General features: G+C 65.4%; 17 protein-coding genes. 8 read left to right on the top strand and 9 right to left on the bottom strand.

Features of this window, described 5'->3' with window-relative positions:
- Positions 1–6: 6 nt before the first annotated feature.
- From EJA05_RS13450 to EJA05_RS13415, 8 genes are read right to left on the bottom strand one after another with little or no spacing between them, the layout of a single operon-like run.
- A complete protein-coding gene (locus EJA05_RS13450; RefSeq protein WP_125858610.1) occupies positions 7–1,014 on the bottom strand; it encodes a Rieske 2Fe-2S domain-containing protein in 1,008 nt (335 codons plus the stop codon).
- Entirely contained in the window at positions 1,011–2,150 is a 1,140-nt protein-coding gene (locus EJA05_RS13445; RefSeq protein ID WP_125858609.1) for a hypothetical protein, read from the bottom strand. The genes EJA05_RS13450 and EJA05_RS13445 overlap by 4 nt, the downstream gene beginning before the upstream one ends.
- On the bottom strand, positions 2,147–3,301 hold the full coding sequence (locus EJA05_RS13440; protein ID WP_125858608.1) for an ATP-grasp domain-containing protein: 1,155 nt from the start codon (positions 3,299–3,301) through the stop codon (positions 2,147–2,149). Before EJA05_RS13440 ends, EJA05_RS13445 begins: the two co-directional genes overlap by 4 nt.
- Positions 3,289–4,647 (bottom strand): F390 synthetase-related protein, encoded by a 1,359-nt coding sequence (locus EJA05_RS13435; protein WP_125858607.1) that lies wholly within the window; start codon positions 4,645–4,647, stop codon positions 3,289–3,291. Before EJA05_RS13435 ends, EJA05_RS13440 begins: the two co-directional genes overlap by 13 nt.
- Positions 4,637–5,491 (bottom strand): MBL fold metallo-hydrolase, encoded by an 855-nt coding sequence (locus EJA05_RS13430; RefSeq protein ID WP_125858606.1) that lies wholly within the window; start codon positions 5,489–5,491, stop codon positions 4,637–4,639. The genes EJA05_RS13435 and EJA05_RS13430 overlap by 11 nt, the downstream gene beginning before the upstream one ends.
- Entirely contained in the window at positions 5,488–6,495 is a 1,008-nt protein-coding gene (locus EJA05_RS13425; protein WP_125858605.1) for an NAD-dependent epimerase/dehydratase family protein, read from the bottom strand. The genes EJA05_RS13430 and EJA05_RS13425 overlap by 4 nt, the downstream gene beginning before the upstream one ends.
- On the bottom strand, positions 6,495–7,514 hold the full coding sequence (locus tag EJA05_RS13420; RefSeq protein ID WP_125858604.1) for a beta-ketoacyl-ACP synthase 3: 1,020 nt from the start codon (positions 7,512–7,514) through the stop codon (positions 6,495–6,497). Before EJA05_RS13420 ends, EJA05_RS13425 begins: the two co-directional genes overlap by 1 nt.
- A gap of 40 nt (positions 7,515–7,554) precedes the next feature.
- Complete coding sequence (locus EJA05_RS13415; RefSeq protein ID WP_125858603.1) at positions 7,555–8,067, bottom strand: hypothetical protein; 513 nt, start codon at positions 8,065–8,067, stop codon at positions 7,555–7,557.
- Positions 8,068–8,289: 222 nt separating this feature from the next.
- Here EJA05_RS13415 and EJA05_RS13410 point away from each other — a divergent pair, with 222 nt between their 5' ends.
- The gene (locus tag EJA05_RS13410; protein ID WP_125858602.1) at positions 8,290–8,514 is read left to right on the top strand and encodes a hypothetical protein; all 225 of its coding nucleotides are present in this window, start codon (positions 8,290–8,292) and stop codon (positions 8,512–8,514) included.
- A gap of 172 nt (positions 8,515–8,686) precedes the next feature.
- Positions 8,687–9,049 carry a DDE-type integrase/transposase/recombinase gene (locus EJA05_RS13405; RefSeq protein ID WP_125861310.1) on the top strand — a complete coding sequence of 121 codons (363 nt, stop codon included), beginning with the start codon at positions 8,687–8,689 and terminating at the stop codon, positions 9,047–9,049.
- Positions 9,050–9,579: 530 nt separating this feature from the next.
- On the opposite strand, the gene EJA05_RS13400 is transcribed toward EJA05_RS13405, so the two are convergent.
- Positions 9,580–10,905 carry a serine hydrolase domain-containing protein gene (locus EJA05_RS13400; protein ID WP_125858601.1) on the bottom strand — a complete coding sequence of 442 codons (1,326 nt, stop codon included), beginning with the start codon at positions 10,903–10,905 and terminating at the stop codon, positions 9,580–9,582.
- Between the two features lie 117 nt (positions 10,906–11,022).
- On the opposite strand from EJA05_RS13400, the gene EJA05_RS13395 reads away from it, so the two are divergent.
- The 6 genes from EJA05_RS13395 to EJA05_RS13375 all read left to right on the top strand — a co-directional run bounded on the left by EJA05_RS13395 (position 11,023) and on the right by EJA05_RS13375 (position 16,658).
- On the top strand, positions 11,023–11,928 hold the full coding sequence (locus EJA05_RS13395; protein WP_125858600.1) for a LysR substrate-binding domain-containing protein: 906 nt from the start codon (positions 11,023–11,025) through the stop codon (positions 11,926–11,928).
- 448 nt (positions 11,929–12,376) lie between these two features.
- Entirely contained in the window at positions 12,377–13,315 is a 939-nt protein-coding gene (locus tag EJA05_RS13390) for a cyclase family protein (protein WP_125861309.1), read from the top strand.
- Between the two features lie 177 nt (positions 13,316–13,492).
- The gene (locus tag EJA05_RS28575) at positions 13,493–13,618 is read left to right on the top strand and encodes a hypothetical protein (RefSeq protein ID WP_258646519.1); all 126 of its coding nucleotides are present in this window, start codon (positions 13,493–13,495) and stop codon (positions 13,616–13,618) included.
- Positions 13,615–14,787 carry an MFS transporter gene (locus tag EJA05_RS13385; protein WP_125858599.1) on the top strand — a complete coding sequence of 391 codons (1,173 nt, stop codon included), beginning with the start codon at positions 13,615–13,617 and terminating at the stop codon, positions 14,785–14,787. The genes EJA05_RS28575 and EJA05_RS13385 overlap by 4 nt, the downstream gene beginning before the upstream one ends.
- A 76-nt stretch (positions 14,788–14,863) precedes the next feature.
- Positions 14,864–15,775: a LysR substrate-binding domain-containing protein gene (locus EJA05_RS13380; protein ID WP_125858598.1), complete on the top strand. Its 912-nt coding sequence runs from the start codon at positions 14,864–14,866 to the stop codon at positions 15,773–15,775.
- Positions 15,776–15,860: 85 nt separating this feature from the next.
- The gene (locus EJA05_RS13375) at positions 15,861–16,658 is read left to right on the top strand and encodes an SDR family NAD(P)-dependent oxidoreductase (RefSeq protein ID WP_125858597.1); all 798 of its coding nucleotides are present in this window, start codon (positions 15,861–15,863) and stop codon (positions 16,656–16,658) included.
- Positions 16,659–16,744 lie beyond the last annotated feature (86 nt).

The following is a 16,744-nucleotide window of genomic DNA, read 5'->3' as shown; positions in this document are numbered from 1 at the left end:
ACACCGTTACAGCAAGAACGTCTCACGCCGCTCTTCGAACCCTTGCAGCTCGCCATGCTCGAGCAACTGCCTGATCCACGGCCCAAGCAAATCCTGGGGGCTGTCCAGCGGTGCCTGGCGCAGCGCCAGCGCGGTGAAGCGCTGGCGGTTGGCGCTGAGGTTTTCCAGAATCGCCCGGTCCTGCTTGAGGATCACCTTGAACAGCGCCTGCAGCACCCCGCGCTTGAGCCAGGCCGGGGCCCGCCCACGGGCGGTGGCGATGCGCGCGAACAGCCGCAGTTCGCCCTCGGCGGCGGGGCTCAGCCAGGCGCTGACCAGCAGGTTCAGACGCCCCTGGCGGTCGCGGTACTCGATTTCGGCCAGCCCCGGTAAACGGAAACGGCCCATGCTCAAGCCGCGCTCGCCTTCGAGCAGGCGCGAAATCAGCCCTGACTGGGTACTTTCATCGCTGTACTGCGCCTCGACGCCATCCTCCAGCCGGTGCACCCAGGTGCTGATGCGCTGACGTTTGCGGTCGTGGCGAATCCAGCCGGCATGCACGAACGGGGTGTGAAAGCCGTCGAGGAAGTTCTCGGCGGCGTCCTGCAAGGTGCAGCGCACCTGGTCGCTCATCCAGAACAGGTCCAGCGCCTGGGCCTGCTCGGCGGGCGCCACCGGCGCTGCTGCCGGGGGCTCGGCGTCAAGGCTCGCCCACACCAGCCCGTGGGCTTCACAGCTGTGCAGGGCTTGCAGCAACGGCTGGCTGCAGGCCTGCTGCTCACGCCCGGGCAGGTGGCTTAAGCGGCCTTGCGGGTCGAAGCGCCAACCGTGGTAGGGGCACTGGATCTGCCCGTCACACACGTGGCCGGCGCTCAGTGCGGCGAAGCGGTGCGGGCAGCGGTCGGGCAGCACCGCAGGGGCGCCGGTGGCGCCTCGGAACAGCACCAGCGGCACGCCGTGCAGGGTGCAGGCCAGGGGCTGGCGGCGCAGTTGCCGGCTCAGGGCGACGGGCCACCAGCCTGCTTGAATGTTCACAGTTTGAGCTTCCTCATCAGGGGCACGCCGAGGCGTTGCAGCAGCACCGCCAGTACCCGCCACACCAGGCGCCGGCCGAACGGCAGGTGGGCCACGTACACCAGGCTGTACTCGATTTGCGGCTGGCCGCCACGCAAGCGTTTGAACGCCGCGGCGCCAGAGCTGAAGTTGAGCACCTGGCGGCGGTTAACCGCCTCTTGCAGGCACAGCCGGGTCAGCTGCCGGTACAGGCCGGCGCGCTGGGGCAGGGCGGTGTCGTAGCCGACGATCGGCGTGCTCAGCAGCGCGCTGTTGGCGAACCAGCCCAGGGCGCCGTCGATGCGCCCCTCGGGGCTGCGCAGGGCGCGCAGCTCCAACCAGCCTTCACGGTGCCCGCGTTGCAGCCAGGCTGCGCTGTAGTGCGGGTTGAGGGTGCTGTATTTTTCCAGGTACAGCAGGTTGTAAAGCTGCTCGATGCGCGTGAAGTCGGCGTCGGCCAAGGCTTCGCCCGGCGCCACGGTATACGGGCTGCGGCGCAGCAAGGTGGCGTCCAGGCGGGTGTTGTGGTGGCGCAGGAAGGCCGACTGGTCGCCGGCCCGGCCGTCGAACAGGTACACCTGGCGGCTGGGGATGGCCAGGTAGCCCAGCTTTTGCAGGCGCAGGCGCAGGGCGGGGTTGCTGAAGTCGTTCAGCGAACGAAAGCCAAAGCCATGGTCGGGGAAGGTGCGCCGCAGCAGCGCGGTGATCGCCGGCAGGTCGGCGCCGTCCCAGTCCGGTGGGTACAGGTTGGTGGACAGCAGCCAGTTGTTCACCTGCACCAGCCGGTCTACCTTCGCCGCGCTCAGCAGCTTGTCGACAGCTTGGGTCAGGTATTTGAGCGGCCAGGCCAGCCACGGGCGGCGCAGGCGCTGCAGCTCTTCGCGGGCATAGCCGCTGTAGGCGGTCTGCGGCGACACCACGTAGCAGTTGCCTGCCGGGTCGTTGCCATGGTTGATGCTCACCGGGAACTGCTGGCTGCCGGTATCGAGCAGCGCCAGGGCGGTGCTGACATTGCCGATCAATGCGCCACCGGCGCAGCTGCGCACGTACTGCCGGGCGCTGCTGTCGTCGGGCGTGGGCGGCTGTTGCGCCAATTGCTCAGGCATCAACAGCTTCATGGGCGCGGCGCCCCGAGCGGCTGGCCGTTCCACTCGATATCGGCGGTGGAGGCGGCCAGCAGGCCGCAGCGCCGGCTCGCGGCGCGGCCGATGATCTCGGCCAGGCTCAGCACCTGGGCCGTCAGCGGGCCACGGTCGGCGCCCTGCACGATCACATCCCGGGCCTGGCGGTAGTCGTGCCAGAAGCCAGGCTTGAGCGCCCGCCGCGGCGCAGCCAGCAGCAGCATCGCCAGGGCGATCATGCGCGGTTGCAGGGTGGCGTGCAGGGTTGGCGCCTGGGGTGCATCCAGCGCCGCCACCAGTTGCCGGCGCTGGTCGTCGAACAGGTGCACGCCGCTGGTGGCCCTGGGGTTGCATTCGAGCACATGGAAACGGCCTTGCTGGTCCTCGATGAAATCGAAGCCCACTTGCCCGGTGTAGCCGGTGGCCTGGCCGAACTGCTCGACGAAGGCGGCGATTGGCGCCGGTGCGCAGCTGTGAAAATAGATGCCCGACCCGCGCCCGACCCGGTAGCGCGGCTGGTAACTGGCGTGGGCGGTAAGCTTGCCGCCCACCAGCACGCTGAAGCTGCAGTATTCCTGCCCGGCGACGAACTGCTGGGCCACCCAGGGCGCCTGGGCGCTGGGCTTGAGCCGGGCCAGCTGCGCAGTGCCCGGGCGAATCAGCGTGTGCGAGGCGAAGCGCGAGTAGGCCGGCTTGAACACCAGGCTGTCGTGCTCGCCGGCCAGCGCCTGCAGTGCCTGGACGTCGTGCAGCACGCGGCTGGGCGGTGCGGCCACCGCCCAGCCCTGGGTCATGGCGGCGAAGTCGCCCTTGTGGTGCAGGCGATGCAGCAGCGCGAAGTCGCTGGTGAACACCCGGCACAGCGGGCGCAGGCGCTCCAGGCCGTGGGCTAGGTAGAACACCTCTTCACAGGTGGGCAGCAACAGGTCGATGTGCCGCTTGTGCACCACATCGGCCAGCGCCTCAAGCCACGCCTCGGGGTCTTGGCGGGGCTCGGGCAGGCGCACGAAGTGCTCGACCGCGTGGCTGAAGCGGCTCAGTGGCTGGGCCAGCGAGTCTGCCACGTTGACCGACCAGCCGGCCTCGGCAAAGGCGCGGGCCCACTCCAGGCACGCCGGTGCGCGTGCCCCCAGAATCAATACACGCATGGCAAACCCTCGGGCAGTCGCAGCATCAGCAGGCGGCGGCGCTTGCCGTGAGGTGGGGGCGCCTGCCAGTGGCCGAAGCTCAGGCGTGGCGGCTGCAGGCCATGGGCCTGGCAAAGCTCGGCCAGGGCTGTGGCCAGGCGTTGGCAAAGCTGGGTGTGGTCGCCTGCGCCGAGCACATCCACCTGCCAGTCGAGCCCGTGCTGGCGAACCTGGTACTCCTCAAGCGCCGGCCCCAGCATCAGCAGGCTGCGGCGCAGCACATCGGGGTACAGCGGCGCCAGTTGCCGGCCGTCACTGCGCGGCAGCCAGAGCACCTCGTCGGCGCGGCCTTCCACGGCGGCGATGGCCCGCTCGGCGCGGCCACAACGGCAGGGTGCATTGGCAACCCGCAGGATGTCGTTGAGGCGGTAGCGCACGATCAGTTGGGTGCGCCGGGAGAAGTCGGTGATGATCGGCTGAAAGCGAGTGCGCGCAGCGTCCAGCCATTGCGGTTCGATGTGCAGGTGGCTTTCGTTCAGGTGCAGCGTGCCGGCCTCGCAGGTGTAGCCGAGAAAACCCTCGCTGGCCTGGTAGATCTGCTGTGGGCGCCGGCCGAAGGCTTGCTCGACCAGGTCGGCGTCGGGGCTTTCCAGCACTTCGGCCACCGACAGGATGTGCCCGGGGGCCAGCGCCAGGCGCCCGGCCAAGGCGGCCTGGGCCAGCCCGCGCAACACCGTGGCCGGCGCCACCAGCACGTCGGGGTTGTGTTGCGCCAGGCGCGCCAGCGAAGCCTCAAGGCCCAGGGTGAGGTCGTGGAAGGCGAAGTCGATGCGCCGGCTGGCCAGGGTGGTGTACAGGCGGCTGTTGGCGCGCAGGAAGAACGCCACCCGCAACGGTGCCAGCCACGGGCACAGTAGCCGTGGCAGCAATGCCCGCGGCAGGGTGCGGGCCAGAAGAATGCCGGCCCAGCGCTGGCGTTCCTCGCTGCTGATCAGAAACACCCCCTGCGCCCCCGAAGTGCCGCTGGAAAGGCCCACGGTGATATCGCCCAGGGTCGGGCTGAAGTCGCGCGAGCGTTCCGCTTCAAGGGCCACCGGCAGCACCTGCTCGAGGCTCAGGGCGCGGGTGTTGAACCCGGCGAAATCGCCCATCAGGGTGCTTTTGTCCATCAGCGGCAAGGCCTGCAGGTTGGCGTGGCGAACCCCCTCGAAGCGCTGGCTGCGGGGCATCACCCTGGCCATGAAGCCGGCCAGGCATCGGGCCTGCCAGGCTTCCAGCCGGTCACGCCGGCGAAAGCGCAGGGCATAGCGGCTGACGATGAAGGCGCCGAGGCTGCGCAAGGTGCCCATCAGGCGTTCACCGCTCATTAATGAAGGCCTCCCAGGCCTGGGTGCAATGGGACGGCAGCACCGCCAGCGCCGGTTCCCGGCACAGCAGTTGGCCCAAAGCGTGGTAGGTGCGGGTGTACTGCCGGCGCTCGGCGCTGGCGAACCACAGCGCCGGCGCCGCCGGCAGGCGCCCGGCGCGGCAGGCCGGGGCCGACCAGCAGGCATCGGCCACCAGGAACGCCGGCCGGCCCTGGGCGTCGGGGATGAACAACCCCAGCTGCCCGGCGCTGTGCCCCGGCAGCGGCACGCCGATCAGGCTGGCGTCACCGAACAGGTCCAGGCCGTGCTCGAACGGTGCCATCCAGCCCGGCAGCGTGCAGCGCGCACTGGCATCGGCCAGTTGCAGGCGGGCACTGAAATCCTCTGGCAGCAGCCCGGGCAGGTGGCCGCCCAGGGTGGCGCGCCAGCGCTGCCCGCGCAGGCCTTCGAGGTGCCGGTAGTCGGCCTCCAGGGCAATGAAGCGGGCATTGCTGAAGTCGCGCAGCCCGGCGATGTGGTCGGCGTGAAAATGCGAAATGATCACGTAGCGGATATCCGCAACACTCAGCCCCAAGGCATGCAACTGCGCCGAAAGCTGTTGCGCCGCTGGCAGTTGCACCGGCACTGCGCTGCGGTACAGGCGCTCGGGCAACTGGCGGGTAGCGTGGAAGAAATGCTCGGCGTAGCCGGTGTCGTAGAGAATCCAGCCGTGCTCGGGGTGGCGGATCAGCCCGCACAGCGCCGGGAACTGCGCCGGCGCCAGGCGCCCGCCGCGGTCGGCCATGCACGCCAGGTGCTGGCACCAGCCGGCGCGCAGAATGCGCAACTGCACGCTGCGGCTCATTGCGCGCCACCTTGCCGGGCCCGCCACCACTGGGCATAGCGGGCGATGCCCTCGGCCTGGCTGAGCACCTGGCGGTAACCCAGCTCGCGCTCGATGGCGCCGATGTCCAGAGTCTGGCTGAAGGCCAGTACCCCGGCGCCGTAGCGGGTGATCAACGGTTCGCGGCCATCGCCCAGGCGCGCCTTGAGCTCCAGCAGGTGGGCCACGCCGTGCACCAGCGGCCAGGGCAGCCTGCGGGTGCGCAGCGGCAGCTGGAACTGTTCGGCCATCTGTGCAAGCAGCGCGTTGAACGGCAGCGGCGTGCCGTTGCTCAGGTTGTACACGCACAGCGGGCGCGGCAGGGGGCGGGTGAGTGCCAGCCATACCGCATGCACCAGGTTGTCGACGCAAGTCAGGTCCAGTTGCGCCTGGCCGCCGCGCATCAGCGGTATCGCCCCGCGGCGCATCACCCGCAGCAGGCGCGGCATCAGCGTTGCGTCCCACGGCCCGAACACCGCCCGTGGCCGCAGGATCACGCATGCCGGCAGCTCGGCCAGGGCCAGCAGGGCCTCGGCCTGCGCCTTGGTGCGCGCATACTGGTTGACCGGCGCTGGCAACGGCTGGTCTTCGCGGATGCCCAGGCGGTCGCGGTAGTCGAAGTACAGGCTCGGCGTGGAAAGGTGCACCAGCCGGGCGATACCGTTGGCCTGGCAGGCCTGGATCACCTCGGCGGTTGCCTCGAGGTTGGCGTCGCGAAACGCTTGCGCCGAGCCCCACGGCGAGGACAGCGCCGCGCAGTGCACGATGGCGTCGCAGCCTTGGCTGGCCTCGGTCAGTTGGCCCGCCGTCTGGGCGCTGCCGTGGGCCAATGCCAGCCAGCTCACCTGCGCGGGGCTGTGGTCGATGACCTCGGCAGCGGCCTGGGCGTTGCGCCCGCTGAACAGCACCTGCCAACCCTGGGCGGCCAGGTGCCAGACCAGATGCCGGCCAATGAACCCGGTGCCACCGGTAACCAGGACTTTCATCAGAACTCCAGGATCGCACCGCCGAGGGACAAGCCCGCGCCGGTGCCGATCAGCATCAACCGTTGCCCGCGCTGGATGCGCCCGTCGCGCACGGCGATGTCCAGTGCAGTGGGCAGCGAGGCCGCCACCTGGTTGCCATGCCGGGCAAAGATATCGATGACTTTGCCCGGGGCCACCCCCAGGCGCCTGGCCGCATGCGTCATGGCCTGCTGGCTGGCCTGGTGGGGGATAACCCAGTCGATCTGCGCAAGGCCAAGCCCGGCCTGGGCCAGCAGGTCGTCCAGCAGCGCCGGCAGGTGCTGCGCAGCCAGGCGGAACACCCGCTTGCCGTGCATGCTGAAACTGGTCAGCGGCTCGAACGGCTGGTCGATGCGCCTTGGGTGAAAGCGCGAACCGCCGGCCGGTATCTGGCACAGCTCGGCGCCTTCGGCGTAGGTCTTCAGGCGTGAAGCAAGCACCTTGCCGCCGCCGTCCCCCGGGCCCAGCACCGCGGCCGCTGCGCCGTCGCCAAAGATGCCGCTGACCTCCACCTGCTGCCAGTCGAGCCCGCACGAGGCGATATCGGCGCACACCAGCAGCACCCGCCGGTACTGCCCGGCCTGGATCGGCCACGACAAGGTGTCGAGCGCGGCAATGAAACCCAGGCAACTGGCGTTGATGTCCAGCGCCGGTATGCCGCTGTGCCCCAGGCCCAGTTCACGCTGCAGCAAGGCGGCGTTGCACGGCATGCCCTGGTCCTGGGTGGCGTTGGCACAGACGATCAGGTCCAGCTCGTCCAGCCCTACGCCGGCTGCCTGCAGGGCCTGGTGCGCGGCACTCGCGCCCAGGCTTGCGGCGTTGTCGGCGGGGCCGGCGACATGGCGTTGGTGCACCCCGCTGATCCGCGCCACGCTGCCGGGCGCCAGGCCCAGCGGGGTGTCCAGTTCGGCACTGGTGAGCACCCGTGACGGCAGGCTGTGACCGGTGCCGAGAATGGCCAGTGCGCGGGCGGGGCGGGGGGAGGGAGCTGAAACGTGCATGGGTGTTCCGTCAGTGGTGCGTCGGGGGTGGGTGGAGCATTCAGCGGCTTGTCGGCGGCACCGGGCATTGGCTCAGAAACGCCTGCAAGCCTTGCTGGTAAAGCGCTTGCGGCATCAGCTCGCTGTGCCGGGCGATGTACAAGGCCTTGCCTTTGCGCTCCAGCCGGGCGCAGCTTACGGCGTAGAAGTCCGGGGTTTCGCGCAGGTGGGTGACCTGCCCCCAGGCCAGCTTGGCTTTGGCGCCCTTGGCGCGGCTCAAGCTCAAGCCCTGATCGTCGAAGGCCAGGCAGTAATCCCCTTCGCTGGCCTTGAGGGCCTGGCGCAATTGGAATGCGATCAGGCGGTGGTTCAAGCGTTGCAAGGGCTTGCGCGGTTCGCGTGGGGCCAACAGGCGCGCGAGGAACGGAAATAGCCGTCGAAGCCAGGCGCGCTGGCGGTTCTGCCAGGTCTCGACCCGCGCGATCAGCGCGTCATGCTTGCGCGTCTCCAGGGCCAGTTTTGCGGCCAGGCGGGTTTCGGTGTGGGCGGGGGTCACGCTGAAATGCAGTTCCATGGTGCAGGCTGGCCGATGTCCGTGTTCGGTGAGGGCGGCAGCATACCGGATTTGCCGCCCTGGCGAGCAGCACGGCGTTGTGTGGCGGTGCGCGGGGCTGGCCGGTCAAGCCCACGAAAAGTGGTTGGCGGGGGAGATGAATAGCAGGTCGTCCCAGCCACTAGCGGGGGCGTCAATCCAGCCGGCGGCGGCTGCGCCTCCCAGCAGGCCACGACACAGCGCTTGGTGATAGTCGGCGTATTCCCACTCGTGCCGGTCAAGGGATTTGGGGGGCGTCAGCGTTTCGACCTGCGCCAGTTGACCATCGAACAAGACTACCTGGTAGCAATTACTGTCGTCGTCCGCAAATTGGACATACTGGCGGCGCAAAGGGGAGGAGGTAACCTCAAGCTGGAGCGCGAAATCCTAAAAAAGGCGGCGGTATTCTTTGCCAAAGAGTCCAGGTGAGATACGCCTTCGTCGCTAGTGAACGGGCTCAATTCCCGGTGCGATTGCTGTGCCGGGTGATGGGTGTCTCAGTTTCGGGATTTTACGACTATCAGCATCGCCAGGGCCGTCCAGATCGAGACGCTCAGATTCGCGTTGATTTGCACAAGGCCTATGCGGCCAGCCGCAATACATAGCCACCAAAGAGGGATGGTTGTATCTGGCAGTGGTATTAAGCATTCAGACGCGCCAAGTGCTGGGTTACAGCTTGGCGGATCGGATGCCGGACGACTTGGTTGAGCGAGCCTTCATCAACGCTTGGAACGCGTGCCTTGGCCTCTACGGTGTTGTTTTCCACTCCGATCAGGGGCGTCAGTATGCAAGCAGCAAATTTCGCTTCGCTCTGGCCAAGAAAGGCTTCACGCAGAGCATGAGCCGGAAGGGAGATTGTTGGGATAACGCCATGGCTGAGAGCTTCTTTGCCACGTTGAAGCGAGAAGAGGCCTGCCGGGTTTACCCCAGCAAGCAGCAGGCGCACCTGGCGATCGCAAACTAAATACCGGTCAGGAGCGCCGTCGCTGCGCCCCTCAGCCAACGCCGGCAACAGCGCATTTAGCTCTTGGCCAAGTAAGCCAGTTTCCGCTGGCCATGACCCTGGATTGTGCCTTGGACAGGAAAATGGCCTCTCGGCGGAAAAGATTCCTCACCTTTAGAATTGCGCGCATTCTGCAAGACGCTCCTCAAGCATTAGGTGGAGGGGATACCATCAGCCAGTACTGGTCTGCCCGCCAAGAGACAGATCATCGCTTATTCGTATTTTCAACGCTGATCTTGGTCGATGTATGCCCAAAGTGACAGGCACTCCCGGAAGTCCGTTGATAAGAGCGGGGCCAGGCAGAGTCTGGGTTCCAGGCCACTGTTGGCTGATTTCAGTTTCGCATTAACACTTCCGGATACTCAGGGAGCGGTTAACCGTTGGCCAGCAGCATTACAAATACATAATTTAACATAATATACATTATGCGCATTTTGGCATTACAGCGTGGCCCCGGTTCCCACCAGAATCGAAACCACGCCCAAGGCTTTTTACCGATCCAGCGCCTCGCTCACCGCATTTACGAACACCGCCTGTTCGTCATACAGCGAACTCGGTGTCTCTGCGTTCTTCCACGTCGACCATTGCACCACCACCAGATTCTCGGCCGGATTGATCGCAATCGTCTGCCCGAAGATTCCCAGTGCCCAGAACGTCTTGCCGCTGGTTGCCGTGCGCTTCGGTGCGCTGTCGGCATTCGCTGCCGGCGCGTTGTACCACCATTGATAGCCGTACTGGCCGTTGGGCGCTGCGGCGGTTACCGAGCCTTTGGCTTGGGTCCAATGCGTCGAGCGCGCAATCCAGTCGTCCGGGAGCAGTTTCTCACCGTCGGGCAACTGGCCGCCGCTCAGCACGAACTGGCCGAAGCGGCCCCAGTCACGCAGCGTGGCGTTGAAACCATGTCCGCCCATGTCGACCTTGCCGGGCACCAGTGCGTGCCATACGCCATCCTGCTGCATGGCGTAACGGCTCCAGATGCGGCTTTCCAGGTACTTGGCCAGGGTCATGCCGGTGGCATTTTCCAGCACGCGGCCCACCAGCCAGGCGCCGCCAGTGTTGTACGACCATACCTCACCGGGTTTGACGCCCGGGTTGCGTTTGACCGAACGCACCAGCTGCAGCACGCAGTCATAAGGTGCTGGCCTGGCTTCGCACTGGGTCATGTGGGAGAAGTCGGAGTCTTTGGAGGCGTAGTTTTCATCCCACTGCACGCCCGAGGTGTGCTGCATGAGTTGATGCAGGGTCACGTCCTGCCACTCGGAGCCCTTGAGTTCCGGCACATAGGCGCTGACTTTGTCGTCCAGGGACTTGATCTTGCCTTCTTTCAGCGCCACGCCCACCAGCACGCTAACCACCGACTTGGCCACCGAGCGCGAGGTCCACAAGGTTTGCGCGGTGTTGCCCTGGGCGTAATGCTCGTAGGCGACTTTACCGTCCTTGAGCACCAACAAACCTGTGACGCTCTGGTTGGCCAGGTAATCGGCCAGGTTGTGCTGCTTGCCTTCGAGTGTGTACTGGATGTCGCTCAGTTTGTGCTCGGCTTCGGCCAGCGGGTATGGCTTGGCGCCATGGCTGCTGAACACATCGCCGGCGTACAGCCGGTAGGTATTGCGAAAGCCCACCACCCGTGTGGCCTGGTCCCAGGTCAGCATGTCCTTGGGCGCAGGCAGCACCTTGTCGAACGGCTGCGGGCAGCGCTCAAGGCCTTGCACGCCACATGGGCCCTTGCTTTCGGCTGCTTGCGCGGCAGTTGCCAGCAACGCCAGGGCCAGTACGGACAGGCCGGTGAACGACTTCTTTATTGTTGTTGGCCGCATCAGGGGCTCCTTCAAAAGCGCGGAATTACGCGGTTTTGAGTGTCTACAACTTGAGCCTGGGGTAAAAGCACAATAAATTTGCCTTCACTATTACAAAAAATAACACCCGAGGTGTCCATGTCCCTGCAACGCCTGCCCCCGCTCAACGCCGTGCGCGCCTTCGAGGCTGCGGCCCGTCTGGGCAGTTATGTAGCTGCCTCGCAAGCACTGCATGTGACCCAGCCAGCGATCGGCCGCCACGTGAAAAACCTCGAGGGCTGGCTGGGCGTGCGCTTGCTCGAGCGTTCGCCACGGGGCGTGAGCCTTACCCAGCAAGGTGCGCACTACTACCAGGCGGCAGCCGAAGCATTGCAGATACTCGCCGACGCCGGTGCGCGCCTGGCCCGGCGTGACGACGAGCGCTGGCTGCGTATCCTTTGCGTGCCGGCGTTCGCCTCGCGCTGGCTCACACCCCGTATCGAAGAGCTGCGCAGCTTGCGCCCAGGCGTGAAAATCGCCATCGAGCCGAATGCCCGCTTCACCTCGGTGGACGCTCGCCAGGCCGACCTGGGAATTGCCTATGGCTTGCCTGGCGAGTTGTCCGGGGTGCACCAGGTGCTGATTCGCCCCCAGGTTTTTCCGGTCTGCTCACCAGGTTTACTGGCCCGCCTGCCAGCTGGCCTGGATGCCGCGAACTTGCCCGCATGCCCGTTGATCCATGTCGACGACGGTACCTGGTGGAACAGCTGGTTTGCTGCCAACGGCCTGCGTGTGCGGGTGCACTCGGACACTTCGCACGTGAGCAACGATGTGGTGCTCAACCTGGCGCAGCGTGGCCAAGGCATCGCACTGGCCACCGAGGTGCTGGTCGGCCGTGAGCTGCAGGATGGCAGCCTGGTACGCTGCGTGCCGCAGGCAGCACCGCTTGAAAGCTACCAGCTACTGACCCCTGGCCAGCCGCCGTCGGCCGATGCGCAATGGTTCATGGGCTGGCTGGAAAGCCACTTGAAGGCCGCCTTCCCCGATGCTTCGAACGCCACTTAATATAACTCAACTAAATGTTTATTTAGTTGAGTTATATATATTCCTTTTCAAGAAAGTTGCCTTGCTACCTCAGTATTCGATAGCGAACAGACCTGAGTTTTCATTATTATTTATTGCGGTGGGCAGATGGCGGCGAACAATCTCGAAGATGCGAAATCAGTGCTCGAAATCACTATATATAGAATTGTACAAGTCCAGACCTAAGGCATCGCACCCCTCTCCTACCCTCTCCCCAGGAAAATACTCCGCTGATAACTACTGTCTGGAGCATCTCCTCTAGCGCAGCCTTAATTCTTGACTTCAAGGCAAATAAGTTTGGCTTCTACAGGGCTTAATTCGCAAATGTAAACGCCGCAAACTGCGAACCATTGCTTAGTCCACTGGACCGCATCCTCCCCTTGCACTGTTCGCACTTGCCTTGACGGCCTTCGTCAACTGGAGAACCACGATGAAAACCTTTTCAAAATTCGCCCTGGCGGCCTTGCTACCACTTGCCATGCAGGCCGCCTCCGCCGCCGATTGGTACCCTTCTGCCTACGGCCCAAACGATGAGATCGGCGCTGCCAACTTGTTGACCCCAGACGTGGTCAAGCAGGCGGTCGGTCTGGTCAAGACGGGCAAAACCTACCCATTGGCCGTACCCGTGGACAAGAACCTTCCTGCATTCCGCCATCGCAGCTTCCGTCTGTACAACGTGCAGGTCGGGCAGCAAGCCGGCAAGTCGCTGGGCCCGAACAAGTTCACTTTCAACGATGAACTGGTAAACGCCTGGACCGGCGTTGGCACCCAGCTCAACGGGATCGGCCACATCAGCATCGATAATCTTTATTACAACGGCAACAAAGCGGCCGACTTCGTGACTGTCGATGGCGTCACCAAACTCGGGGTCGAGAAAGTACCGCCGATCGTGACCCGTGGCGTGGTGCTGGACATGGCCGCTTATTACAACAAGGCCATTGTTCCCGGTGGCACCGAGTTCAGCGTGGCCGACATCCAGGCTGTGTTGAAGAAGCAAGGCCTGACCCTGCGCAAGGGCGATGTGGTGCTGTTCAACACCGGTTGGCTGGAACTGATCGGCAAGGACAACAAGCAGTTCCTGGAAGTGGAACCCGGCATCGGCATGGAAGCGGCGCAGTGGCTGGCAGACCAGGGAATCGTCGCTTTCGGCGGCGACACCTGGGCCTCAGAGGTTTATCCGAACCCGCATGGCCAGGACGAGTTCCCGGTCAACCAGTACATGCTCACCAAGCGCGGCATCTACAACCTGGAACTGATCGACAGCCGTGCACTGGTGCACGACAAGGTTTGGGAGTTTCTGTTTGTGCTCGGCCAACCGCTTTATGTTGGCTCCACTCAAGTCAACATCAATCCGGTTGCGATTCACTGATCGCTCTACCACCAAGATCCCTGCCCGCTGCGGACTCTCTCGCTGCGGGCTTGCCTCCCTTGATCCGTGACATCAAGTCAAAAGTGATTGGCGCAGTCATGACTTAATCCATCCGCACAAGGTGGAGATACTGCGCCCACTAAGCGATCCCACCACACGCCAGCCGGAGGCCATCCGATGAGCCTGCATGATCAGTCCCCATTACCCACCCATTCCCAAACCTTCTTCACTGCCACCGCCCTCACCCGCCACCGCATGCAAGGCCCGCTGATAAAGCTCGCCGCACAGGAGTCCGCGCAATGAAACCCGGGCACGTCTTGACCGCCCTGGCCATCGGCGCCTTCGGCATCGGCACTACCGAGTTCACCCCCATGGGCCTGCTGCCGGTGATTGCCCAAGGCATGGACGTCAGCATCCCCAGCGCCGGCATGCTGGTGACGGCCTTTGCCATTGGCGTGATGCTGGGCGCCCCGATCATGACCCTGCTGTTCAGCCGCTTCGGCAAGCGCGGTGCGCTGATCGCACTGATGGCCATCTTCACCCTCGGCAACCTGCTCTCGGCCCTGGCGCCGGGCTACGCCACCCTGCTCGCCTCGCGCCTGATCACCAGCCTCAACCACGGTGCCTTTTTCGGCCTGGGTGCGGTGGTGGCTGCCAGCGTGGTGCCACGTGAGAAACAGGCCAGCGCCATCGCCACCATGTTCATGGGCCTGACCATCGCCAACATCGGTGGCGTGCCCGCCGCCACCTGGATCGGCCAGCAGGTCGGCTGGCGCCTGGCCTTCGCCGGCACCGCGCTGCTCGGCATCCTCGCCATGGCCGCCTTGTGGTATGCCTTGCCCAAGGGCGAGCGTGGCAGCGTGCCCGATGTGCGCCGCGAACTCGCCGTGATCGCCCGGCCGAAGGTGCTGCTGGCAATGGCCACCACCGTGCTCGGCGCCGGTGCGATGTTTACCCTCTACACCTACGTAGCCCCCGTGCTGGCCGAACTGACCGGCGCCTCGGACAGCTTCATCACGCTCGGCCTTGTGCTGATCGGCGTAGGTTTCACGCTCGGCAACAGCCTTGGCGGTCGCCTGGCCGACTGGTCGCTGGACGGCTCGGCACGGATCTTCCTCGGCACTCTGGCCTTGATCATGCTGCTGATGCCGCTGGTACTGGGCAGCCACCTCGGCGCCGCCCTGGCCTTGCTGGTATGGGGCGTGTTCACCTTCGCCGTGGTGCCGCCACTGCAGATGCGCGTGATGACCGCCGCTGCCGAGGCGCCGGGCCTTGCTTCTTCGATCAACGTCGGCGCGTTCAACCTCGGCAACGCGGTGGGCGCGGCGCTGGGTGGTGGCGTCATCAGCCTGGAGCTTGGCTATGCTGCAATACCGGTAGCCGGTGGCCTGCTGGCAGCGGGCGGGCTGATGCTGGTGTGGCTTGGCGGGCGCGGCAAGGCCACTGCCAACACCATCGGCGAGGCTGCCTGACATCACCTGGCGTGCACTGAGGCTGGCCAAATCGGGACCGCCCTCGTAAAACGTGGAGCAGTCCCCTGGAGGTCCCATGCAAGATCTACGTCAGTTGCGCTACTTCGTCGCTGTCGCCGAATGTGAAAACGTCGGCCGCGCGGCGGAGCAGCTACACATTTCCCAATGCCCGCTGAGCCGGCAGATCGCCCAGCTCGAAGACCACCTCGGCCTGGCCCTGTTCGAGCGACGCAACCAACGGCTGTTCCTCACCACTGACGGGCGCACCTTCCTGGCCGAAGCCCGTGGCCTGCTCAAGCACGCAGAACGTCTGGAGTCGCTGGGTAAGCGCCTGGGCCGTGGCGAGGAAGGCGGCCTGTGTATCGGCTACGTCAACCACGCCATCCATGCCGGCGTGCTGCCCGGCGCTGTGCGGGCCATTCGTGGCAGTCGTCCGCGGATCCACATCGCCCTCTACAACATGACACCGGGCGAGCAGTTCGAAGGCCTGCGTCAACGTAGCCTGGACATCGCCCTGGTCTGCGAGCCCGCGCCCGACAACGATCCCGATCTGCTTGCCCTGCCCGTGCTGGACGACCCCATGCTGCTGGCGATTCCCGCCGAGCACCCGCTGGCGACCCAGGCCGAACTCAGCCCCGACGACCTGCATGAACAAGAGTGGATCATCACCGGCGGCCAGCCCGACCAGGTCAACAAGCGCGATGACTTCATCGCCCGCTGCGCCGACGCCGGCTTCACCCCACGCCTGTCGCTGGAGGCTACCGACCCGCTGAGTGTGCTCGGATTGGTGTCCGCAGGGCTGGGCCTGGCCATGGTGCAGAGCAGCCTGGCGGCCAGCGCGGGCCCTACCGTGGTGTTGCGCCAGCTTGACTGGTTCAGGCCCTGCGTGCGGCTGTGGGCGGCCTGGCACCAGGTGGACCTGCGGCCGATCGTGGGAGTTTTCCGCGAGCAGGTGTTGGCACTGGCCGAACAGACCCAAAAGGTCTGAACCCAGTCGGATTATGTCTTTTACAGTCTTTTAGCGCCTCACTAGCATGGCCTCATCGATGCAACTCACCCACAGGAGCCATTCCATGAACATCGACCTCGGCGGACGCACCGCCATCATCAGCGGCTCGACCGGCGGTATTGGCCTGGCCATCGCTCGCGGCCTGGCCCGTGCCCATGCCGACGTCGTCATCGCCGGCCGTAGCCAGAAATCGGTGGAGGCCGCTCTCACCGAACTGCGCGCCCAAGGCGGGCGTGGTCAGGTCCACGGTGTCGTTGCTGACCTGGGCACCGCCGAAGGCGCCCAGACCCTGTTCGACGCCCATCCCAGTGCCGACATTCTGGTCAACAACCTGGGCATCTACGATGACGTCGACTTCTTCGAGGTAGCCGACAGCGAGTGGGCCCGCTTCTACGAAACCAACGTGCTGTCCGGTGTGCGCCTGGCTCGCCACTACGCACCGGCCATGGTCGAAAAAGGCTGGGGGCGGATCCTGTTCATCTCGTCCGAGTCCGGCATTGCCATCCCGGCCGACATGATCAATTACGGCGTGACAAAGGCCGCGAACCTTGCCGTCTCTCACGGCCTGGCCAAGCGTCTGGCAGGTACCGGCGTCACCGTCAACGCAGTACTGCCTGGGCCGACCCTAACCGACGGCGTCGCCAACCTGGTGGCCGACGCCGCCAAGGCCTCCGGCCGCAGCATCCGCGAAGAGGCTGACCATTTCGTGCGCAGCGCCCGTCCGAGCTCGATCATCCAGCGCGCCGCCGAGGTCGACGAAGTCGCCCACCTGGTGGTCTACCTTGCGTCCCCCTACTCCTCCGCCACTACCGGCGCCGCCCTGCGGGTCGACGGCGGTGTGGTCGACAGCCTCGCAATTTGAAGCCAGCTTGCTTGAACACAAGGGCCGCACAGCGGCCCTTTGTCATTGATGGCTACCCCTGCCCTCCTACTTTTACGAGGATTCCT

This window comes from Pseudomonas oryziphila, from assembly GCF_003940825.1.
GTDB lineage: Bacteria > Pseudomonadota > Gammaproteobacteria > Pseudomonadales > Pseudomonadaceae > Aquipseudomonas > Aquipseudomonas sichuanensis.
The sequence above is the reverse complement of the archived record's forward strand: the minus strand, read 5'-3'. Positions and strand labels throughout refer to the sequence as shown.